We start from the raw sequence: 21,115 nt of genomic DNA on the forward strand, positions 1-21,115 counted from the left end.
AGCCGGGCAGATGGTTGTTGCCCGGAGTAAACTGTGCAGGCATTGCCGCCATACTTCTTACGGGTGGCGATACAGGAACGGGATTTCCGGGAAAGCAAAAAGCCCTGCCTCTTACAAAAGAGGCAGGGCTTTTATAAGGTAGGAAGCAAGCGCTTAGTAATAAATATGCTCGCCTCTGTTTTTCTGGAAATGGGTCTCGAAGTATCGGGCATCTTCGGCGCTGTGTGGTTTAAAGCCCAACACAATGTTGCCTTCCTTAATGCCTGATTCGTATACTTTGGCACGTTCTTCAGGTATGCCGGCGCCAACCAGGGCTCCGATCAGACCACCTGTTAAACCACCTGCTCCTGCACCGGCCAGGCCCGCTGCCAGTGGGCCGGCTACGATCAGACCCAGACCTGGTATAGCAACAGAAGTACCGATAGCAGCAATAGCGCCTACGATGGCACCCAGGGTACCGCCTATGGCTGAACCTGCTCCGGCGCCTTCCAGCGACTTATTGCCAAGTTCTGTGGTATCGTATTTGTCATCTGTTCCGAAGTGTCTTTTACGGCCTTCGTCCGACATTACAACGTTGATATCATCTTTGTCATATCCGCGTGCACGCAGTTCTTCAAAGGCACGCTCAGCACTTTCTCTGTCTTTAAACATTGCGGTCATCATTCCCGCATTATCGGTTCTGTCCATCATAGCTTTTTTCGTTATAGTTAAGTTCTTGCTTCACACGAGCATGCAGGTATAAACTGCCCTTTCGTGTTTCAGTAGTTCTAACGGCGCCCGGTAAAGTATGGTTACGTAGGGACCGTTCTAAGCCCTGCTGCTACTGTTTACGGCTACAGAAACGCTATAGCTGCTGCGTTACTCCTGCGGGGGCAACAGTACGCGGTCAATAACGTGGATCACCCCGTTAGAGGCTTTCACATCCGGCGTAAGCACCTGGGCGCCACCAACCACAATGCCTCTGTCGTTTACCTCTATCGCTACGCTATCACCCTGGGCTGTTTTCATGGGTATATTGTCTTTCAACTCATACGACATCACTCTGCCGGGCAGCACATGGGATTGCAGAATGCGGGTAAGCTCGGGTTTGTTGCCGGGTAGCATCAGGCTCTTGAGGGTGCCGGAAGGCAGGGCGGCAAAGGCCTCGTTGGTAGGGGCAAACAAGGTATAGTCGCCGGGGCTTTCCAGTACTGTGATCATGTCGGCGGCATGGATCAGGCTGACGAGCGTGGAAAGTTTTGGATTACTCTGCAGCAGCGCAAAAATATTTTGCCCGCGCCCCACGGGGTTATCGGCCGATACCCTCTCAGAATCTGCTGGGGCAGGAGAGAGGCCGCCCGTATCGCCGGGCGCTTCGGCCCGGTCTGTTGCAGGTCCCGTACTGACAACGGTATCGAGTTTTTCGTTTGAGCTGGCGCACCCAAAAAGCATGCAGGCCGCTGCTACGGCTGCCAGCATCAGGTTTAGTTTATTTTTCATCGTGTATAGGCTTTTGTCGATAAGAGTTATACCGTATCCGAGCCCGCAAAGATGCTTCATACGTTTCAGCCACGTGCGCAGCGGCTTTGGCAGAGCCGAAAAGGGGAGTTATGTGCTGCATCAGACACTGTTTTTCAGGGCAACAAAAAAGCCCTCTTCTGCAAGAGGGCTTCTGTTTATATGCTGGTAAAGCCGTAGTTTGAAATTGATGTCGGCGGGCTTAATTATACACCTTAACCACAAAAATATAGTTGCCCAGTTTCTTGAGCTGCTGTGGCCTGGTATTGCCTGCCAGGGTATTGCTTTTCGGTAATGAGAGGGGGGCCAGCAAAGCTGTTTTGGGTAGTTCCTCGATCATCTGCAGCAGGTAAGCGGACTTGATGGCAAAGGCAGCGCCTTCCTGGCCGGCCTGCTTGCCGCTGATCACACCGATCAGGTTGCCTTTGTCGTCGAGGAGCGGACCGCCGCTATTGCCAGGGTTAAGCGGCACGGAAATCTGGTAGGCAGTGGTATCTCCTTCAAAGCCAGAGGTAGAACTAAGCGAGCCTTCGCCAAATACAATATCCTCGCGCGGGTAGCCGAGCGTGAACACATGTTCGCCCAAGTCCGATTCCGTTGTTTTGAAAGTATAGGGTAGCTTGCCAAAGCCGGTAAAGCCCGGGTCTTCCACCTTCAGGATCGACAGGTCATGGATCTGGTCGCGGTATACTTCGCTTACTTTATACTTGAGGCCGGATTTATTTTCGATGTAGATCGAGTCGCCGCCTTCCACTACGTGCGAGTTGGTAACCAGGTAACCATCGGAGCTGATGGCAAAACCAGTACCGCTAAACGTGGCCGGGCGCTGTGCCGCCGGCTTGGTCGCGTCGTTGATGCCGTTCATGATGGCCGTCTGTGTCTTTTTCAGGAGTTCTACCTCGCGCCGAAGCTCGACATACCGGACGGTTTGCTGCTGCACCGGCTTTTTAAGCTGCTGCACGCTCCAGAGCGTACCAAACACAGAAAGCAACGATACGCTGGCAGCCACCGCCATGGTCTGGGCATGGCGGTTAAAGAACACGCGCCATTTGCCGGCTTCTGATACCTCCGGTGTGGCGGGTGCTGTTTCCATTGCCTGGTGTATGCGGCTGAGCTTGCTTTTAAGCGCCTGCCGCTGACCATACTGTTGCATGGCCTGCAACAACTGCCGGTGTTGGCGCACCTGCTCGTTCAGGCGCGCATCCGTACGTAGCAGGGCTTCAAAAGAGGCATGCTCTTCGGGGGCCATGCTGCCATTCAGGTAGCGTTCTATTTGCTCGTATGCGCGGTATTCTAACATCTTTGTCTGCTTTTGGGCCGCTGCCGGCCGAAAGTAATGGAGCCCTGTTATGCCTCGGGCTTATAGGTGGCAAAAAATAATTTCTTCAGGCGCTGCAGGCATTTATACTTCTGGTTCTTGGCTGTGTCGGTGTTCACGTAGCCGAACTTATCGGTAATATCCTGCATGTTGCGGGTCCGGATGTAAAAATCTTCCAGCAGCGAGCGGCACGGTTCTCCGACCTGTTCCAAAGCTTCGGTCATGATGCCAAACTGCCGTTCCTGTTCCTCGTGGCGGGGGAGGTCGTCTTCCACGCTGAGAAAAGGCTCCGAGTCTTCCAGTTTGCTGGCGAAGCGGCCTTTTTCAGCCAGCCGTTTCAGCCAGAGCCTTCTGCACACAGAGTACAGGTAGGTCTTAATCTGGCAGCTCAGCTCCAGACTATTATCTTTTATCTTTTCGTAAAACACGATGACGCCTTCCTGGTAAATGTCTTTGGCCTCGTCTTCGGTTCCGCTGTTGTTTAAGATAAAATGAAAGATCATCGGGAAGTGCAGTTTGTACAGCTGAGCCAGGGCTCTGTCGTCGTCGTTTCGGATTCCCTCCACTATCGCCTCATCCGTCTCATACAAACTCTTCTTCATTCCGTTCTGATTTTAATACAAGTAGGGGCATTTTGTAACCCGATAAAAATTATTTTTAATTTTTTTTAAAAACGCGGGTTACCTGAAGCGGTATTGGGTATGAACTGAAAATCGAAACCAAAACACTTAATCACTACACAAAAATGAAAAATTTATTCAAATTCGCCGTTGTTGCTCTTGCTCTTACTGCTTTCACTGCTTGCGAAAACAAAGAAGCTGAAACTACTGAAACTGAAGCAACTGAAACAACTGTAGAAGAAACTACAGCTCCTGCTGACGAAGTTGCTGTTGACACAGCTGCAACTACAACAACTACAACAACTACTACTGACTCTACTACAGTAGTTGAGTAGTTTTAGCCGGAACTAAGAGTTTATACTTATAGTTCTAAAGCACACACGATGGCCCCGCGCGCAAGCACGGGGCCATCGTGTTTTTTATGCTACCTGTACTATCTGATGGTGCCCTGCCAGGCCGGATTTGTGCCACTGGCGCCTCTTAAAGCGACAATAGTATAGCCTGCCCAAACGAGTCTGGTTCCTTACAGATACTGCTACCGGCTTGCAGCAGCAGGTAGTAAGTGCCCCGCCGCAAGTATGGCCAGGCGCTTTCTTTCTCTTTAAAGGCTATTAGTTTTGTTTCTGCTGTTTGCGGCGCTGCACTTCTTTGCTGATCAGGTTGAATTCGCGGCTGCTCTGGCCGGCAATGGCCGTGTTCTCGTTTGCGCGGCGCAGCAGGTAAGGCATCACGGCTTCTACCGGACCGTACGGCACATACTTGGCCACATTGTAACCGGCTTTGGCCAGGTTATAAGACAGGTTATCGCTCATGCCGTAGAGTTGGGCAAAGTATACGCGTTCGTCGTTTGGCGCAATGCCGTGTTCTGCCATTAGCTGCATGAGCAGGTAGCAGCTGTCCTCGTTATGCGTGCCGGCGCAAAGTGCTATCGTATCAATATGTTCGATGCAGAAGCGCAAGGTGTCATTGTAGAGTGCGTCTGAATCGGCTTTGGTCAGGTTGATCGGGCTCGGATACCCCATATCCTGGGCACGTTTGCGCTCTTTTTCCATGTAGGCTCCGCGCACGGGTTTGGCACCCAGTTTGTACCCGCCGGCCATAGCATTTGCATAATCCCGCTTAATGGCATCCAGGCGGTCGTGGCGGTAGAGCTGGTAGGTGTTGTAAACAATGGCTTTCTCTTTGTTGTAAAGCGCCATCATTTCATAGGTCAGATTGTCGATCGTTTCCTGAAACCAGCTTTCCTCGGCATCCACAAACACCCGCACATCGGCTTCGTAGCAACGCTTGCAAATGGCATTCACCCGGTCGCGGCCCCGCTCAAAGGCGCCGCGCTCGTCGGCCGTTAATTCCTGGCGCGCCTGCACTTTCTCCAGCAGCAGGGTATCCACCAGGCCGGTTACTTTAAACACTGAAAAAGGAATATGCGGGTTGCTGCGCGCTTTTTCTACGGTCCGAAGGATCTCGTCGCGGGTGCTGTCAAAGCTTTTTTCATTTCCTTCGCCCTCTACCGAGTAGTCCAGGATGGTACCGATATGGTAGGTGCCCAGTTCATTTATGGCCCGTTCGGCTTCCTGCAGGTTTTCGCCGCCGCAGAAGTGCCTGAAAATGGTCGGCTTCACCAAAAATTTAACCGGCAAGTGCAGGTTAAGGGCGGCATTGAGCAAACCGCCTCCAAGCTTCACAAACGTGTTGCTGTTCATGGATTTAAACAGCAGGTACATTTTATAGAGATCGGCGTTGGATTTGGAGGCAAACGCAACGGCAGTGTTATCGAAGGAAACGTTGGGTATGGGATTCATGAGGATGAGAATTTGCGCTGCAAAGATAGCATATCAGGCCCAGTTCACAACCATGCGGACGTATCATTAGCGCTTCTCTGTAGCCGGCAGGTCCTGTTGTTTCTAAACCGGCAGCCATACTTTCCTGTTCTATTTGCGTTACCTTTGCAGTGATTTTTATTGAGCGATGGAGTTTGATTCTAAACAAGGATTTTTTGAAAGTATGCTGCAGGAGCACGGCCGCCCGCTGGTGTTTGCCGGCCCCTGTAGCGCTGAAACCGAAGCGCAGGTGATGCAGACCGCCGAGGCCCTGCTGCCCCTGAACGTGCAGTTGTTCCGGGCAGGCATCTGGAAGCCGCGCACGCGCCCCGGCAGCTTTGAAGGCGTTGGCTCAAAAGGGCTTGCGTGGCTGGGCCGGGTAAAACGGGAGCTGGGCCTGCGGGTAACCACCGAAGTAGCCACGGCCCGCCACGTAGAAGAAGCCCTCAGGCAGGAGATCGATGTACTGTGGATTGGGGCCCGCACCACGGTAAACCCGTTTGCGGTGCAGGAAATTGCCGATGCGCTGCAGGGCGCGCGGGTGCCGGTAATGGTGAAAAACCCCGTGAACCCCGACCTGGCGCTCTGGATCGGTGCGCTGGAACGGGTATACAATGCCGGCATAACGGATGTGGCGGCCATTCACCGCGGCTTTTCCTCATACCAGAAAACAAAATATCGTAACATGCCCCTGTGGCAGATCCCGATCGAACTGAAAGCAGAGTTCCAGGGGCTGACCATGATCGTGGACCCCAGTCACATCGGAGGCAAGCGCGAGCTGATCTTTCCTATCTCGCAAAAGGCGCTGGACCTGGGCTTTGACGGGCTGATGATCGAAACGCATCCGACCCCGGACCTGGCCCTGAGCGATGCTGCCCAACAGGTAACGCCTGCTGCTTTGGAAACTATACTTGCCAAACTGCAGGTGCGCAAGGTCAACTACGACGATGCCGAGCTGGTGAACCGTGCCGAAAAACTGCGCCTTCAGATCGATGCGGCCGACCATCATATTATCGCGGCGCTGGCCAGGCGCATGGCCCTGGTCGAGCAGATCGGCGAGTATAAAAAGCAGAACAACGTGCAGGTGCTGCAACTGGAACGCTGGAAAGAGATCTTTAAGACCCGCGCCGAGTGGGCCACCGAAGCAGGCGTAAATGCCGCCTTCATTGAAGAGCTTTATAAGCTTATCCATGTGGAGTCAATTCGCAAGCAAACGCAGGTGATGAACAAAGAATAGTTGAAAAATAGATTGGCGCTAACCTGATCTCTTTTTAACTTCCCCACTTTCGAACTCAAAATGACGGAAACCATACATATAGGCAACGATGCCTTGCTCCGCTTACAGGAACTGCTGCAAAACCGTGCTTTCAGCAAAGTAGCCGTGCTGCTGGACGAAAATACGCTGGCCCACTGCTATCCGCAGGTAAAACCCTACTTGCCGGCGCACGATATCATCCAGGTAAAGAGCGGCGAAGAACATAAAACCCTGCAAACCTGCGAGCAGATCTGGCAACGCATGACGGAGCTACACCTGGACCGCTGGTCGGTGCTGGTGAATGTAGGTGGCGGGGTGATCGGGGATATGGGAGGTTTCTGTGCCGCCGTGTTTAAGCGTGGCCTATACTTTGTGCAGGTGCCCACCACGCTGCTGGCGCAGGTAGACGCTAGCGTAGGCGGCAAAACCGGTATCGATTTCCATGGCCTCAAAAACCACATCGGTGTGTACCAGGAGCCGCAGGCAGTCTGTATAGATCCGACTTTGCTGCAGACACTGCCGCCCCGGCAGCTTAAATCGGGCTACGCCGAGATGATCAAACACTGGCTTATTGCCGATGCGGCGATGTTTGAAGCGCAGCGCTATGTGGGCCTGTTTACCGAGGACTGGGAAGCGCTGATCCGGCATTCGGTCAGTATAAAATCCAGGGTGGTGGATGTCGACCCGCTGGAAGGCGGCTACCGGAAGGTGCTCAACTTTGGGCATACCATTGGCCACGCCGTGGAAAGTTACCTGCTGGCGCAGCCGGGCCGCGCCCTGCTGCATGGCGAAGCCGTGGCGGTTGGCATGCTGTGCGAGGCCTGGCTCTCGGTAAAGCACCAGCTGCTGACCCAGGCGGAACTGGACCAGATCGAAACGTTCCTGGTTTCTATTTACGAAAAAGTGCCGCTCACCGAGCCCGACCTGCAGCAGATCGTGCAGCTGGTGCTGCAGGATAAGAAGAATACCCGTGCCACTATTAACTGCACGTTGCTGAGCGGCATCGGCAAAGCCGTTTACGACCAACCGATCACGCTGCAGGAAGTGCAGCAATCACTCCATTATTACCAGTTACTATGAACCAACATGTTACCCTGCATCACCCTTCCGGCATCCTGAAGGGAAGTATAAAATTGCCTGCTTCCAAAAGTGAAGCCAACCGTGCCCTGATCATTGCGGCTTTGTCCGGACAGGCCTCTGAGCTGGAGAATTTATCTGAAGCCAACGATACCCAGCTGCTGCAGCGCCTGCTACAAAGCGACGCGCAAACCGTTAATGCCGAAGATGCCGGCACTGTGATGCGCTTCCTGACGGCATACTATGCCATTACCGGGCAGCAAAAAACACTTGTGGGTACCGAGCGTATGTGCCAGCGGCCGATAAAGGTGCTGGTAGAAGCGTTGCGCGAGCTGGGCGCACGTATAACTTACGTAGGTGAAGAAGGCTTTCCACCCTTGAAAATTGAAGGCTTTAGCGAAAATGGTAGCAATAAACTGAAAATTCGTAGCGATATCAGTAGCCAGTACATTTCTGCTTTGCTGATGGTGGCGCCGTTGCTGCCCGAGGGGCTTGCGCTGGAACTGGAAGGCAAGATCGGCTCGCGGCCTTACATTGAAATGACGCTATCGCTGATGCAGCATTTTGGTGTGTCGGCTGATTTTACCGGAAATACCATTACAGTGCCGCACCAGCAGTATAAAGCCGCGCGTTTCAGCGTGGAATCAGACTGGTCGGCTGCCAGCTACTGGTATAGTATGGTGGCGCTGGCCAAAGAAGCGGAAATTACATTGCTCGGGCTTAAAGAACATTCCTTCCAGGGCGACAGGGCAGTGGTGGAGATCATGAATCGCCTGGGCATTTATACTTCCTTTTCTGCGGAGGGGGTAACCTTAACCAAAAAGCACCACGAAAAGCACGTCGCTTTTGATTTCTCCGACTGCCCCGACCTGGCGCAAACTGTGGTGGCGTTGTGTGCTGCCAAAGGCATAACGCTGGAGCTTACCGGCCTGGAAAGCCTGCGCATCAAAGAAACAGATCGGATTCAGGCCCTTCAGATCGAGGTGCTCAGTATGGGCGCGTCGCTGGAGGAAATTAGCCCGGGCGTGTTCCGCATGGAACCGGTTATACTTACCAAAAAAGAACTCTGCTTCCGCACCTACCAGGACCACCGCATGGCCATGGCCTTTGCGCCGCTCGCGCTGCTGGAGCCCGTACAGATCCAGGAGCCCAGCGTGGTGCGCAAATCCTACCCGCGTTTCTGGGAAGACCTGGAGAAAGTGGGGTTTGATGTAATTACGAATTAAGAATTACGAAGGTATGCCTGCCGCAAGTTTAACGCAGCATAACTTGTGGCTATACATGGCAGCAAGTTTGTAACTTGCTTTGCTTTGAAAGAAGCAAGGCGCATTATGGTAGCGCTATACGAAGAGGTTATATTTCTGCAGAAGTATGTTTTTCTGCTTTCGCAGCAAGCAAGTTGCAAACTTGCCTCAGGCGCCGTCACAAGTTACGCTGTGCTAAACTTGCGATAGGTAGAGGTAAGGTATAATAAATGAACGCTATTTGCCGCTAAGTATGCGGTAGAAGGGAACAGGTTTAGTTTTGCTGATTGATCAGGTTGACCACTACTTTAATCATCATGTCCTTTTCCAGCGGGCTGCTTTCGGCAATAAGCAGTGTGAGGGCAACAAGGGCGTTGTCGGCAATACGCTTGCGGCCGCTGGCATCGTAAAGCAGCTGGTTCTTTTCCATAAACCATACAAACAGGAAAGCGGCAATTCGTTTGTTGCCATCCGAGAACGAGTGGTTCTTTACCACAAAGTATAAAAGATTGGCTGCTTTTTCTTCCATGGAAGGGTATAGGTCCTGGCCGCCAAAGGATTGGTAGATCGTGTTGATGGAACTTTGAAAACTCGCGTCTTTCTCCCGTCCGAACAGGTCTGATCCGCCAAACTTATCTTTCAGGGTCCGGATGGCTGCCATGGCGCTTTCATAGGTAATCCTGAAAAGCTCCTGCCTGTGGGTGCCATTGATCGTCAGGCGCTGGTGATCGTAATCATCTAGCACATCCAGCGCATATGTATAATCGCTGATAACCTGCAGTAAACCGGCACTCTCATCCGTGGTCAGTTCCTTGCGCTGGATCACGTTCTGCAGGAGCTTCACGGTTTGTTTCAGGTCGTTATACTTCTGAGCCTGCTCTTTCAGACGTTTTTCGTTTATGGTATAGCCTTCCACCAAGTGCTGGCGCAGCACATTGGTAGCCCAAATACGGAACTGGGTGCCGCGTTTAGAATTTACCCGGTAGCCAACAGAGATAATGACATCGAGGTTGTAATAATCTACCTGATAGGTTTTGCCATCCGATGCAGTTGTTGCAAAATTTGCAACAACTGCATCTCTGTTCAGCTCTTCTGATTGAAAAACATTCTTTAAGTGGCGCGATATCACAGATTTGTCTCTACCAAACAAATCTGTAAGCTGGTTTAACGTCAGCCAAACCGTTTCCTGTTGCAGCTTTACATCGATAGCCGCCTGCCCTGTTTCTGTTTCGTATATGAAGATCTCTCCGATGCCTGTTGTCTCTTTCATGATGTCAGCCTAGTATAAATCTTACCTAAGTTAAGCTATTCTTTACCTCTTCCACTAGTTTCTGCAGGTAAGCCGGCGTATGCAGCAGCCGGCTGCCGTACCAGCTGAATAGTTCGCCATCCACCACTTTTATACTTGCCTGCGGGCAGAGTTCCTGAAATTCGGCAAGATGCTTTTCGATGAACGGGTATGGCTCCGACGATAAAAGTATAAGCTGCGGATGTGCCAATTGCAGTTGCTCCGGCGTGATCTCGGGATAACGGGTCAGTTCGGCAAAGGCATTGGCAAAGCCGCAGCGCTGCAGCAGGTGGTGAATGAAATTGTGGCTGCCCACGGCCATATAAGGTTTGCGCCAGATAAAGTAAGCGGCTTTTATACTTTGCTGCAGGGGCTGCAGGTGCTCAAAACTTGTACTTATACCTTGTATCAGTTCCTGCGCTCTGGCTTCGGTGCCGGTCAGGCTGCCTACCTGCCGCATCATGTCCAGGGCATCCTCCAACGTATAAATGTCGCTCATCCAAACAGGGTACTTTGCCTGCAGTTGCTCGATGCCTTCTTTGTAATTTTCTTCTTTGTTGGCGATGATCATGTCGGGGTGCAGGGCATCGATCGTATCGAAATGGAAATTTTTGGTGCCGCCAATTACGGTCTTCTGCTTCACCTTTTCCTCCGGATGGATGCAGAATTTTGTAACGCCCACGATCCGGTCAGCCAGGCCCAGGTCAAAAAGCAGCTCGGTTTGCGAAGGCACCAGCGACACAATGCGCTGCGGCAAGGAGGGCAGGGTGATCCGGTAGCCGGTTTGGTCGCTGAAATCCACGTTTTATCTCTCTAAAGTATAAATAGGCAGGCTTAAAACTTCCTGGCTCCTGCCAGAGCCTGCCGGCCATTGCGCTAAAAGTAAAAACCCGGCAGGTATAGGCCTGCCGGGTTTTGTTTAAAGTATATGGCTTAGCTCAGGTAGCGGAAGTCCTGCTTGTCCTGGATCTTGAGGATGGTTTCGTAGATCATCTTGATCACGTTCTCCACATCGTCTTTGTGCACGGTCTCCACAGTGGTGTGCATGTACTTGAGTGGCAGTGAAATAAGGGCTGAGGCTACCCCGGCATTGGAGTAGGCGAACGCATCGGTGTCGGTGCCGGTGGCGCGCGAAACAGCCGAACGCTGGAACGGAATGTCTTTCTCTTTGGCTGTGTTGATGATCAGGTCACGCACGTTGTTCTGCACAGCCGGGCCATAGGCTATCACCGGCCCTTTGCCGCAATGGATATCGCCACTGGTTTTCTTGTCATACATCGGCGACTGCGTGTCGTGGGTTACGTCGGTGATGATGGCTACATTTGGGTTGATGCGGTGGGCGATCATCTCGGCACCACGCAGGCCAATTTCTTCCTGCACGGCATTCACTATGTATAAACCGAAAGGCAGTTGCTTTTTATTTTCCCGGAGCAGGCGGGCCACCTCAGCAATCATAAAGCCGCCGATGCGGTTGTCGAGCGCGCGGCCCACATAATATTTGTTGTTCAGCACCGTGAACTCATCCTCGAACGTGGCTACGCAGCCCACATGAATGCCCATTTCCTCCACTTCCTCGCGGTTGCTGGCGCCACAGTCCAGGAACACGGTTTCGATGGTAGGGGCTTTGTCCTGCTCCACTTTGCGCACGTGGATGGCCGGCCAGCCGAACACTGCTTTCACAATGCCTTTGGAAGTATAAATATTTACCCGTTTGGAGGGCGCGATCAGGGCATCGGAGCCGCCATTGCGCTTCAGATAAATGTAGCCTTCCGGTGTAATGTAGTTCACAAACCAGGAGATCTCGTCGGCATGGGCCTCAATCACTACCTTATACTCAGCCTCGGGGTTGATAACGCCTACCACGGTGCCGTACGTATCCACAAAATGCTCGTCAATATACGGTGTTACGTACTCCAGCCATAGTTTCTGGCCTTCGGCTTCAAAGCCGGTCGGGGAGGAGTTATTCAGATATTTCTCTAAAAAATCGAAAGATTCCTGTCGCATGATTGCTAATTAAAAATTAGAAATTAAAAATTATAAATGATTAGAACCAGAATGCAGGTCATTTCATACGTGCATTTCTAATTTTGAATTCATAATTTAATTACAACGGTATATTGCCGTGCTTCTTGCGTGGCAACTGCACCGCTTTGTTTTCCAGCATCTTAAAGGCTTTGATTAGTTTGCCGCGTGTTTCTGAAGGCATGATCACCTCGTCGATAAAGCCGCGGTGGGCAGCCCGGTAAGGCGTGGCAAACTTGTCTTTATACTCCTGCACCTTCTCGGCCAGCTTTGCCTGCGGATCTGCAGCTTCGGCAATTTCGCGCTTAAAGATGATCTCGGCAGCACCCTGGGCCCCCATCACGGCAATCTCAGCAGTTGGCCAGGCAAAGTTCATGTCGGCACCAATGTGTTTGGAGTTCATCACGTCGTATGCGCCGCCATAGGCTTTGCGCGTAATAACCGTAATACGCGGCACGGTGGCCTCGCAGAAAGCAAAAAGCAGCTTGGCACCGTTAGTAATGATGCCACGCCATTCCTGGTCAGTGCCCGGCAAGAAGCCCGGCACATCTTCGAGCACCAGCAGCGGCACGTTAAAGCAATCGCAGAAACGCACGAAGCGGGCCGCTTTGGTACTGGCATTAATGTCGAGCACACCGGCCAGCACGGCAGGCTGGTTGCCTACTATGCCGATGCTGCGGCCGCCCAGGCGGGCAAAACCAACCACAATGTTATCGCCAAAGTTTTTGTGCACTTCAAAGAAGGTATCGGCATCGATAATCCCTTCGATCACCTCGCGGATGTCGTAAGGCTGGTTCGGGTTTTCGGGGATGATGGTGTCGAGTACAGCTCGCGTTTCGTCAGCCTGCGGCTCGTAGGGTAGGGAAGGAGGCAGTTCTTCGCAGTTCTGCGGAATGTAGCTCAGCAGGGTCTTGATGTGGGTGATGCATTCGACCTCGTTGGCGCATGAAAAATGCGTCACGCCGCTTTTGGTGCTGTGGGTGCTGGCGCCGCCCAGTTCTTCGGAGGTTACCTCCTCATGCGTCACGGTCTTCACCACGTTCGGGCCGGTCACAAACATGTAGGACGTATCTTCCACCATCATGATAAAATCGGTGATGGCCGGTGAGTATACCGCGCCACCCGCGCAGGGGCCCATGATGGCCGAGATCTGCGGAATAACGCCGGAAGCCAGCGTGTTACGGTAAAAGATATCGGCATAGCCGCCCAGCGATACCACGCCTTCCTGAATGCGGGCACCACCCGAGTCGTTGAGACCGATCACCGGCGCGCCGTTCTTCATGGCCAGCTCCATGATCTTGACGATCTTTTCGGCATGAGTTTCAGAAAGCGAGCCGCCCAATACGGTAAAGTCCTGCGAGAACACATACACCAGGCGGCCGTTGATGGTGCCGTAGCCGGTTACCACGCCATCGCCCAAGTAATATTGCTTGTCGAGACCGAAATCTTTGGAGCGGTGCATCACAAATTTGCCGATCTCTTCAAAAGAGCCTTCGTCCATTAAGAGGCTGATGCGCTCGCGGGCAGTGAGTTTTCCTTTTTTGTGTTGTGCTTCAATTCTATCCTGTCCGCCGCCAAGCAAGGCTTCTGCGTTTTTACGATCCAGGGTCTGTATTTGGCTCTGTCTGATTTCTCCTGCCATTCGAATGGGGGTATAGCTAATTAGATATGACTAAATCATTAATTCTCAAATTTAAAAACTCTGCTCCGAAATCTGTTACAATTGGATGATTTTTTGAATAGAGGTGATTTGCACTAAGCTGGCCGTTTCTGGAAATAGGTAGAGCTTGGGTTTTGGGTATTCCGAAATATAAGTAATGTGGCACCGGGTCCAACCACCCCTGCCCCTCCTTTTTTAAGGAGGGGAGTCTAGAATTGCTGCTGGTGAAGTATAAGCATTGTGGCTTCGGCTTCATTAGCTTGCTCACAAGATCCTTTCAGGATGACAAAAAGAGGGAAGAAGAGTACGTTTATACTTGAGTAAAGTATATGCGATGTAGATTAGGATAATGAGGAACATCCCCCTACCCCCTTCAAAGGGGGACTTGGTTCAAGTTGCATAATAACAGACAGCTGCTATCGAATAGATCCCAGTCTTTAGGTTGAGTGCCTCGAGAGTTTCCGGTGCCGCGGGAGCGGCAGCCGTTAGGCAGGAAACGAAAGCAGCGCGAAACGCAAGGACGAGGCCCCGCGGGCTTGGAGCGCTCCAAAGTAGAAGATAAAACAAGACAAGTATAAAACTGAGCATCAAACGGCAGCAAGTAAGTATAGCCAAAAGTCTAAAATGGAGCAACACAGCCACTAACAAGTATAGCCTGAAGTATAGAGAAACATCTAACAGTAACTACCAAGTATGACAGTAAGTATAAACCGAGAGTCAAACAGCAACTACTAAGTATAAACCAAAAGCCAACAAAAAGGGCTACCCGAATCGGGCAGCCCTTTTGCTCTTATACCTTGTGTATATTACTCTTTTGTTTTGTCGGTAGACTTGGTTGGCTCAGTTTCCTCTTCGTCTGAGGCTCCTTTGCTTTTCTTGCCGCCGCTCTTCTTTGATTGGAACGTCAGCTTTTCTTCGCCTTCCTTGTAATCCACCTGGATCGTGTCGCCCTGGTTCACTTCCGCTTTCAGGATTTCTTCGGCAATCGGATCTTCAATATACTTCTGGATCGCACGGTTCAGCGGACGGGCGCCATACTTCGGATCATAACCTTTTTCAGCCACATAGTCCTTGGCTTTGTCTGTCAGTTCGATGGTATAGCCCAGTGCTTCCACACGCTTGAACAGTTTGTTCAGCGAAAGCTCGATGATCTTATGCATGTCCTCACGGTTGAGTGAGTTGAACACGATCACATCGTCCAGACGGTTGAGGAACTCCGGCGAGAAGGTTTTCTTCAGCGCACTGGCAATGGTTCCTTTCATGATGTCGTCCACGTTCTCCTGCTTGGTTTTGGACATGAAACCGATACCGGCTCCGAAGTCCTGCAGGTCGCGGGCACCAATGTTGGATGTCATGATGATGATCGTGTTGCGGAAGTCCACCTTGCGGCCCAGTCCGTCGGTCAGGATACCATCATCCAGCACCTGCAGCAGCAGGTTGTACACATCCGGGTGCGCTTTCTCGATCTCGTCGAGCAACACCACAGAGTAAGGCTTGCGGCGGATCTTCTCGGTCAGCTGGCCACCTTCTTCGTAGCCCACATATCCCGGAGGCGCTCCCACCAGGCGCGATACACTGAATTTCTCCATGTACTCGCTCATGTCGATACGCACCAGCGCATCTTCCTTGTCGAACAGGTAGGTAGCCAGCACTTTGGCAAGCTCGGTTTTACCCACACCCGTCGGGCCCAGGAACACGAACGAACCAATCGGCTTCTTCGGATCTTTCAGGCCTACACGCGTACGCTGGATGGCTTTAACTAACTGGCCGATCGCTTTGTCCTGGCCAATTACACGGCCTTTCAGCTCTTCGCCCATGTTGAGCAGTTTCACGCCTTCTTTCTGCGCAATACGTTTTACCGGTATACCTGTCATCATGGCAATAACTTCTGCCACATTTTCCTCTTTTACCGTATAGCGCTTCTTTTTGGTCTCTTCTTCCCAGTCCTTCTTCGCTTGCTCGAGCTGGTCTAAAAGTTTTTTCTCTTTATCGCGCAGCTGGGCCGCCTCTTCATACTTCTGGCTTTTTACCACACGGTTTTTCTCGCCTTTGATATTTTCGATCTGCTCTTCCAGCTTCAGGATGTCTTCGGGCACAATGATGTTGTTGATGTGCACGCGCGCACCGGCCTCGTCCATCACGTCGATGGCTTTATCGGGCAGGAAGCGGTCGCTCATGTAGCGGTCCGAAAGCTTCACACACGCCTCTATGGCCTTATCAGTATAGTTTACGTGGTGATGATCCTGGTATTTGTCTTTGATGTTGTTCAGTATCTCAACAGTTTCCTCTGCCGTGGTCGGGTCTACCATCACGATCTGGAAACGACGGGCCAGGGCGCCATCTTTCTCGATGTACTGGCGGTATTCGTCCAGCGTGGTGGCGCCAATGCATTGGATCTCACCACGGGCTAAGGCTGGCTTGAACATGTTGGAGGCATCCAGCGAGCCGGAAGCGCCACCAGCACCCACAATGGTATGCAGCTCATCGATGAACAGGATCACGTCCGGAGACTTCTCCAGCTCGTTCATCACGGCTTTCATACGCTCCTCAAACTGGCCTCTATACTTCGTACCAGCCACTAAAGAAGCTAGATCCAGGGTTACCACACGCTTGTTAAAGAGCACGCGGCTCACTTTTTTCTGGATAATACGCAGGGCCAGGCCTTCGGCAATTGCGGTTTTACCCACGCCAGGCTCGCCGATCAGGATGGGGTTGTTCTTTTTACGGCGGCTCAGTACCTGGGCCACGCGCTCAATTTCTTTTTCACGACCAACGATCGGGTCCAGCTTATCATCCTCAGCCAGTTTGGTGAGGTCACGGCCAAAGTTGTCGAGCACCGGAGTGCGCGATTTCTCGCCGGCTTTTTTGCTGGTGCTGCTACCGGAACGGGAGGAGCTGCCGAATAATTTGTCGGAATCATCCGAATCATCTGTATCGGACGACGCAAGCGGATTATTGCTATGATAATCCAGCGAGTCTCTTATGGCTTCGTAGTTCACGTTAAATTTCGCTAATATTTGAGAAGAAATATTGTCTTCATCCCGCAGGATGGATAAAAGGAGGTGTTCCGTGCCAATGATATCACTCTTGAAGATCTTAGCCTCCAGGTACGTGATTTTAAGCACTTTCTCCGTTTGCTTGGTAAGCGGAATACTGCCGGTAATGTTGCTGCTTTGCGAAGCGGTGTTACGTGTAGCCTGTTCTAAAGCGTACTTAAGTTCATCTATCGAAACGCCAAGCTTTTTCAGCAGGGCAATGGCGGTACCTTCTCCTTCCCGAATCATGCCCAGCACCAGGTGTTCAGTACCAATGTAGTCATGTCCAAGTCGAATAGCTTCCTCACGGCTGAGCGAGATAACCTCTTTCACTCGGTTTGAGAATTTAGCTTCCATGTATACTCTATTATTCTAAAAAAAAGATAAAGGTGTAATTGATTGAGGCCTACAATGTTTGCCTATTTCTAAACAAGCCAGAAGGTATAAATGTTCACCCTGGAAGCCTCCTTATTGCAGGTAAGAAAGAGACGCGGGCCCCTGTGTAAATAACAAGTCAATTATACTAAGGTCTGATGCAAATTGTTTGCCAAATACCTGGGTATAGGGTTTTACGTGCAAATTGTCAGGAATGATTTTAGGATGCAGCCTATTTCTCAAATCCAGCACGTTTTCCGGCACCGCTGCCTGGTACGTTTCGGTACAGTGCAGCGGCTTGTTTAGTTTTAGTAATTTAAGATATAGCCGCAACAAATCAACGTTCAGGTCAAACAAATATTTTGGCTGCCGTGCATACACTTCCTGAATATAGTCGCTGTAAAATTCAAAATACGGCGCCCGGCCATAGGCAGCCTGCAAAGTGCGCCAATGCACGTTGTACCACTTCTGGGTATAATCTATTTCTATACTAGTGATAAGCGTCTTGTCTTTGCTGCTGCCCCGGAGCACAGGCACAGTCAGGGGCTGTACGCCCTGCGCCGTGAGCACATGGCAGCGATTGCGGTAGCTTTGCTTCGTGTAATTTTCGTGCGCTTCCAGCAAAATACTTTCCGCCTGCAGCACATGCCAGAAGTACCGGGCCGGTGGGTTATACTGTATTTCTGTTAAAAGGATCAAGGAAGTTAGAAAGTTAGAAGGTTGATTTTTTGACAAAGGACTAGGTGACAAAAGACAAATTAAAATGTTCCTGAGTCTTTTGTCCGATCATCTTTTGTCGGCAGCATGGCTGCCATATGCTAAATAAGCACGAAATCTGTCATTTCATAATCCGGGTGTTGGTTGTACCTTTGCGGCTGCTCCTTTGCCGATGAAGAAAAGTATAAATATTCCGCCGCTTTACTACCCGCTGTGGCTGCTGCTAAAAGGCCTGGCGGCCCTGCCGCTGCCCGTGTTATACCTGCTGGCTAACGGTTTATACTTCCTTATGTATTACCTGCTGGGTTACCGCAAAAAAGTAGTAGCGCAAAACCTGCAGCTGGCCTTCCCGGAGAAAAGCCCCGACGCATTGCAACGCATTGCCAAAGACTTTTACCGCCAGTTTGCCGATATCATTGTGGAGATACTGCACCTGGCGGCCATGAGTCGCGAAGAGATGCTGCGGCGGGTAACCTTTACTAACCCGGAGGCGGTGACAGAGTATGTGGCCGCCGGTACGCCCGTGGTGATCCTGGGCTCGCATGTGGGTAACTGGGAGTGGAGCCTGTCGGCAGCGGCACTTTCATTTCCTTTCCCGGCCGAAGGCGTGTACAAGCCGCTGAATAATCCCTTCTTTGAAGCTTTTATGCTGCACACGCGCAGCAGGCTGGGCGGGCACGCCATCAAGATGAAGGATACGCTCCGCGATTTTATGGCCAAACGAAACCAGCCGCGCATCGTGGCGCTGCTGTCGGACCAGACGCCGCTTAAAAGCGAGATCACGTTCTGGACCCAGTTTATGCACCGCGAAACCCCTTTCTATACCGGGGCCGAAAAGCTGGCCCGCCGGTTTCAGTACCCGGTCGTGTTCCTGGACATGAAGCGCACGAGCCGCGGCTACTATACCCTTTCCTTCGAAAAGCTTTGGGACGGCACCCCACAGGAGCTTGCCGCCGCAGATCAGTACCCGATAACCGAGCTTTTCGCCCAGAAGCTGGAAGCCGCTATCCGCCGTGCCCCTTCTGATTATCTCTGGACACACAAACGCTGGAAACATCGCCGCGAAGCGGCAGTCAAGAGTGCTGAGTCCTGAGTCCTGAGTCACGAGTTGAAAGTGTACTGGAATTAGCGAAACAACTCGTAACTCAGAACCCGAGACTCAGAACTCTACAAGTACTCTTCAATGTCGCCGGCACCTTCGCGGAGCACTTCAAAGTTGTTGGTCACATCCACTACCGTAGAGGCCACGTTGTTGCCTGGGCCGCCGTCTATTACGGCATCTACCAGATGTTTATACTTCTCATAGATTAACTCCGGGTCGGTGCTGTACTCCAGCACTTCGTCGTCGTCGCGGATGGAGGTGGACAGGATCGGGTTTCCCAGTTCTTTGACCAGCAGCAGGGCAATGTTGTTGTCGGGTACCCGGATGCCCACCGTTTTTTTGGTGCCGGTATACTTGGGTACGCGATTGTTAGCATCCAGCACAAAGGTGAAGGGGCCAGGCAGTGCCTTCTTCATCACTTTATAGGTGGGCGTATCTATTTTGGCATAATCCGAAATATGGGTGAGGTCCTGGCAGATAAAAGAAAAGTTTGCCTTGTCCGGTTTGATGCCTTTTATCTGGCATACGCGCTCCACGGCGCGGGTATTATGGATGTCGCAGCCCATGCCATAGATCGTGTCGGTGGGGTAGATGATGATGCCGCCTTTGCGCAGAATCTCCACAGCCTCTCTTATCTTTTTCTCCTGCGGGTTGTCGGGGTGAATCTGTATGAATGTGGCGTTGCTCATAGTTTTAGGTTGTTATAAGTAGAAGTATAGCTCTTGCAAAGTTCGGTTAACATGCCCGGCTTTCCTTGTTATAAGTTGTAATTGATAGAAGTATACCCTCAGCATACTGGATTGCTGCCCGAAGCGTTTTGGGAAAACCTTAAAAGTGAGGGCCAGGTAGAAACGCTTCGAAGCAGAAGCCGGCGGGAATGCGCAACAAATTAACCTGCTAACATTTAAGAATGCAGCAATTAGTATTAATTTTGTACCCTGACAAACCAGACGCTGCGGAACTTTTACTTTCTTCCGCACTTTTTATGTGTAATTATGGCTAATAACGAAGTCACCAGCAAAAGAAGACCCAGAAAGCAGAGCAGCAGCCTGGTGCCCGTTATCGTGGCGCTGTTCCTGTTCCTGTTCGTAAGCTCTTCCTACTACGCCTACCAGATTGTGTATACCCCCAATGTGGATACCAAAGGGCAGCCGGCATTTGTATACATTCCGAAAGGGGCCACCTTTCTGCAGGCCATGGACTCGGTGGAAGCCTCAGGCGTGATCATAGACAAGCTCTCGATGCGCTTTATGGCTAAGCTCATGGATTATGACGAGCTGGTGAAGCCCGGCCGTTATGAGCTGGTTAATGGCTGGAGCAACCGCCAACTGATTGGCGTGCTGCGTTCCGGCGAGCAGACGCCCGTAAAGCTGACCTTTAACAACGTGCGCCTGCGCAGCCAACTGGCCGAAAAACTGGCCCTGGAAGTGGAGCCCGATGTTGAAACCATCGACAGCCTTTTAAATGACCAGGCTTACCTGCAATCGCTGGGCTTCGACACCACCACGGTGGTGAGCATGTTTATCCCCAACACCTACGAAGTATACTGGACCACCACGGCGCCGGAGTTGCTGGCCCGCATGAAGACCGAATACGACAAGTTCTGGACGCCGGAGCGCAAAGCCAAAGCCGCCAAACTGGGGCTCTCGCCGAAGGAGGTGAGCACGCTGGCCTCTATTGTGCAGGCCGAAACGATTAAGAACGACGAAAAGCCACGCGTGGCCGGCGTATACCTCAACCGCCTGCACAAAGGCATGCTGCTGCAGGCCGACCCGACCGTGGTGTTTGCCGTGCGCGATTTCACCATCCGCCGCGTCCTGAACACGCACCTTAAAACCGACTCGCCTTACAACACCTACAAGTATAAAGGCCTGCCGCCAGGGCCTATCAACGTGCCAAACATTTCCAGCATCGATGCCGTGCTAAATCCTGAGCAACACAATTATATTTACTTCTGCGCCAAAGAGGATTTCTCGGGCTACCACAGCTTTGCCGTAACGCAGGCCGAGCACCTGGCCAACGCCCGCCGCTACCAGAAAGCGCTCACGGCCCGGAATATCATGAAGTAACCCATCTGACCAAAAG

18 protein-coding genes are annotated in these 21,115 nt (G+C 51.8%); 6 read left to right on the forward strand and 12 right to left on the reverse strand.

What is annotated here, in order from left to right; translation table 11 throughout:
* Positions 1 to 153: 153 nt before the first annotated feature.
* The 4 genes from LWL52_RS01690 to LWL52_RS01705 all read right to left on the reverse strand — a co-directional run bounded on the left by LWL52_RS01690 (position 154) and on the right by LWL52_RS01705 (position 3,417).
* Positions 154 to 687 carry a hypothetical protein gene (locus LWL52_RS01690; protein WP_242920625.1) on the reverse strand — a complete coding sequence of 178 codons (534 nt, stop codon included), beginning with the start codon at positions 685 to 687 and terminating at the stop codon, positions 154 to 156.
* A 171-nt stretch (positions 688 to 858) separates the two neighbouring features.
* Positions 859 to 1,479: a fasciclin domain-containing protein gene (locus LWL52_RS01695; RefSeq protein WP_242916395.1), complete on the reverse strand. Its 621-nt coding sequence runs from the start codon at positions 1,477 to 1,479 to the stop codon at positions 859 to 861.
* Positions 1,480 to 1,699: 220 nt separating this feature from the next.
* Positions 1,700 to 2,797 carry a S1C family serine protease gene (locus LWL52_RS01700; protein ID WP_242916396.1) on the reverse strand — a complete coding sequence of 366 codons (1,098 nt, stop codon included), beginning with the start codon at positions 2,795 to 2,797 and terminating at the stop codon, positions 1,700 to 1,702.
* A gap of 47 nt (positions 2,798 to 2,844) precedes the next feature.
* Positions 2,845 to 3,417, reverse strand: coding sequence for an RNA polymerase sigma factor (locus LWL52_RS01705; protein ID WP_242916397.1), 573 nt, complete (start codon positions 3,415 to 3,417; stop codon positions 2,845 to 2,847).
* A gap of 143 nt (positions 3,418 to 3,560) precedes the next feature.
* On the opposite strand from LWL52_RS01705, the gene LWL52_RS01710 reads away from it, so the two are divergent.
* Positions 3,561 to 3,770 (forward strand): hypothetical protein, encoded by a 210-nt coding sequence (locus LWL52_RS01710; RefSeq protein ID WP_242916398.1) that lies wholly within the window; start codon positions 3,561 to 3,563, stop codon positions 3,768 to 3,770.
* Positions 3,771 to 4,046: 276 nt separating this feature from the next.
* Here the strand turns inward: LWL52_RS01710 and LWL52_RS01715 are convergent, their stop codons facing one another.
* On the reverse strand, positions 4,047 to 5,237 hold the full coding sequence (locus LWL52_RS01715) for a proline dehydrogenase family protein (protein ID WP_242916399.1): 1,191 nt from the start codon (positions 5,235 to 5,237) through the stop codon (positions 4,047 to 4,049).
* A 166-nt stretch (positions 5,238 to 5,403) separates the two neighbouring features.
* Here LWL52_RS01715 and LWL52_RS01720 point away from each other — a divergent pair, with 166 nt between their 5' ends.
* The 3 genes from LWL52_RS01720 to LWL52_RS01730 are packed head-to-tail and all read left to right on the forward strand — an operon-like array spanning position 5,404 to position 8,813.
* On the forward strand, positions 5,404 to 6,492 hold the full coding sequence (locus LWL52_RS01720) for a bifunctional 3-deoxy-7-phosphoheptulonate synthase/chorismate mutase type II (protein WP_242916400.1): 1,089 nt from the start codon (positions 5,404 to 5,406) through the stop codon (positions 6,490 to 6,492).
* A gap of 60 nt (positions 6,493 to 6,552) precedes the next feature.
* Positions 6,553 to 7,590, forward strand: coding sequence for a 3-dehydroquinate synthase (gene aroB, locus LWL52_RS01725; protein WP_242916401.1), 1,038 nt, complete (start codon positions 6,553 to 6,555; stop codon positions 7,588 to 7,590).
* Positions 7,587 to 8,813: a 3-phosphoshikimate 1-carboxyvinyltransferase gene (locus LWL52_RS01730; RefSeq protein WP_242916402.1), complete on the forward strand. Its 1,227-nt coding sequence runs from the start codon at positions 7,587 to 7,589 to the stop codon at positions 8,811 to 8,813. Before aroB ends, LWL52_RS01730 begins: the two co-directional genes overlap by 4 nt.
* A 292-nt stretch (positions 8,814 to 9,105) precedes the next feature.
* Here the strand turns inward: LWL52_RS01730 and LWL52_RS01735 are convergent, their stop codons facing one another.
* The 6 genes from LWL52_RS01735 to LWL52_RS01760 all read right to left on the reverse strand — a co-directional run bounded on the left by LWL52_RS01735 (position 9,106) and on the right by LWL52_RS01760 (position 17,910).
* Positions 9,106 to 10,101 (reverse strand): virulence RhuM family protein/type II toxin-antitoxin system death-on-curing family toxin, encoded by a 996-nt coding sequence (locus tag LWL52_RS01735; protein ID WP_242916403.1) that lies wholly within the window; start codon positions 10,099 to 10,101, stop codon positions 9,106 to 9,108.
* Positions 10,102 to 10,126: 25 nt separating this feature from the next.
* The gene (locus tag LWL52_RS01740; RefSeq protein ID WP_242916404.1) at positions 10,127 to 10,921 is read right to left on the reverse strand and encodes an ABC transporter substrate-binding protein; all 795 of its coding nucleotides are present in this window, start codon (positions 10,919 to 10,921) and stop codon (positions 10,127 to 10,129) included.
* Positions 10,922 to 11,052: 131 nt separating this feature from the next.
* A complete protein-coding gene (locus LWL52_RS01745; RefSeq protein WP_242916405.1) occupies positions 11,053 to 12,123 on the reverse strand; it encodes a M42 family metallopeptidase in 1,071 nt (356 codons plus the stop codon).
* A gap of 100 nt (positions 12,124 to 12,223) precedes the next feature.
* On the reverse strand, positions 12,224 to 13,783 hold the full coding sequence (locus LWL52_RS01750) for an acyl-CoA carboxylase subunit beta (RefSeq protein ID WP_242916406.1): 1,560 nt from the start codon (positions 13,781 to 13,783) through the stop codon (positions 12,224 to 12,226).
* Positions 13,784 to 14,607: 824 nt separating this feature from the next.
* Positions 14,608 to 17,193 (reverse strand): ATP-dependent Clp protease ATP-binding subunit, encoded by a 2,586-nt coding sequence (locus tag LWL52_RS01755; RefSeq protein WP_242916407.1) that lies wholly within the window; start codon positions 17,191 to 17,193, stop codon positions 14,608 to 14,610.
* 111 nt (positions 17,194 to 17,304) lie between these two features.
* Positions 17,305 to 17,910: a WbqC family protein gene (locus LWL52_RS01760; RefSeq protein ID WP_242916408.1), complete on the reverse strand. Its 606-nt coding sequence runs from the start codon at positions 17,908 to 17,910 to the stop codon at positions 17,305 to 17,307.
* A gap of 190 nt (positions 17,911 to 18,100) precedes the next feature.
* Here LWL52_RS01760 and LWL52_RS01765 point away from each other — a divergent pair, with 190 nt between their 5' ends.
* Positions 18,101 to 19,021 carry a lysophospholipid acyltransferase family protein gene (locus tag LWL52_RS01765; RefSeq protein ID WP_242916409.1) on the forward strand — a complete coding sequence of 307 codons (921 nt, stop codon included), beginning with the start codon at positions 18,101 to 18,103 and terminating at the stop codon, positions 19,019 to 19,021.
* 74 nt (positions 19,022 to 19,095) lie between these two features.
* Here LWL52_RS01765 and LWL52_RS01770 read toward each other — a convergent pair whose 3' ends face one another.
* The gene (locus LWL52_RS01770) at positions 19,096 to 19,719 is read right to left on the reverse strand and encodes an L-threonylcarbamoyladenylate synthase (protein ID WP_242916410.1); all 624 of its coding nucleotides are present in this window, start codon (positions 19,717 to 19,719) and stop codon (positions 19,096 to 19,098) included.
* Between the two features lie 306 nt (positions 19,720 to 20,025).
* On the opposite strand from LWL52_RS01770, the gene mltG reads away from it, so the two are divergent.
* Positions 20,026 to 21,099 (forward strand): endolytic transglycosylase MltG, encoded by a 1,074-nt coding sequence (gene mltG, locus LWL52_RS01775; protein ID WP_242916411.1) that lies wholly within the window; start codon positions 20,026 to 20,028, stop codon positions 21,097 to 21,099.
* Positions 21,100 to 21,115: the final 16 nt, after the last annotated feature.

The organism is Pontibacter liquoris (genome assembly GCF_022758235.1).
Taxonomy (GTDB): Bacteria; Bacteroidota; Bacteroidia; order Cytophagales; family Hymenobacteraceae; genus Pontibacter; species Pontibacter liquoris.

Bases quoted from the DNA above. Each gene is read 5' to 3' on its own strand.
- LWL52_RS01755 (WP_242916407.1), bottom strand. From the start codon at position 17,193: ATGGAAGCTAAATTCTCAAACCGAGTGAAAGAGGTTATCTCGCTCAGC.
- mltG (WP_242916411.1), top strand. From the start codon at position 20,026: ATGGCTAATAACGAAGTCACCAGCAAAAGAAGACCCAGAAAGCAGAGC.
- LWL52_RS01730 (WP_242916402.1), top strand. From the start codon at position 7,587: ATGAACCAACATGTTACCCTGCATCACCCTTCCGGCATCCTGAAGGGA.
- LWL52_RS01715 (WP_242916399.1), bottom strand. From the start codon at position 5,237: ATGAATCCCATACCCAACGTTTCCTTCGATAACACTGCCGTTGCGTTT.
- LWL52_RS01765 (WP_242916409.1), top strand. From the start codon at position 18,101: ATGAAGAAAAGTATAAATATTCCGCCGCTTTACTACCCGCTGTGGCTG.
- LWL52_RS01710 (WP_242916398.1), top strand. From the start codon at position 3,561: ATGAAAAATTTATTCAAATTCGCCGTTGTTGCTCTTGCTCTTACTGCT.
- aroB (WP_242916401.1), top strand. From the start codon at position 6,553: ATGACGGAAACCATACATATAGGCAACGATGCCTTGCTCCGCTTACAG.
- LWL52_RS01700 (WP_242916396.1), bottom strand. From the start codon at position 2,797: ATGTTAGAATACCGCGCATACGAGCAAATAGAACGCTACCTGAATGGC.
- LWL52_RS01770 (WP_242916410.1), bottom strand. From the start codon at position 19,719: ATGAGCAACGCCACATTCATACAGATTCACCCCGACAACCCGCAGGAG.
- LWL52_RS01690 (WP_242920625.1), bottom strand. From the start codon at position 687: ATGGACAGAACCGATAATGCGGGAATGATGACCGCAATGTTTAAAGAC.
- LWL52_RS01745 (WP_242916405.1), bottom strand. From the start codon at position 12,123: ATGCGACAGGAATCTTTCGATTTTTTAGAGAAATATCTGAATAACTCC.
- LWL52_RS01750 (WP_242916406.1), bottom strand. From the start codon at position 13,783: ATGGCAGGAGAAATCAGACAGAGCCAAATACAGACCCTGGATCGTAAA.
- LWL52_RS01735 (WP_242916403.1), bottom strand. From the start codon at position 10,101: ATGAAAGAGACAACAGGCATCGGAGAGATCTTCATATACGAAACAGAA.
- LWL52_RS01705 (WP_242916397.1), bottom strand. From the start codon at position 3,417: ATGAAGAAGAGTTTGTATGAGACGGATGAGGCGATAGTGGAGGGAATC.
- LWL52_RS01720 (WP_242916400.1), top strand. From the start codon at position 5,404: ATGGAGTTTGATTCTAAACAAGGATTTTTTGAAAGTATGCTGCAGGAG.
- LWL52_RS01695 (WP_242916395.1), bottom strand. From the start codon at position 1,479: ATGAAAAATAAACTAAACCTGATGCTGGCAGCCGTAGCAGCGGCCTGC.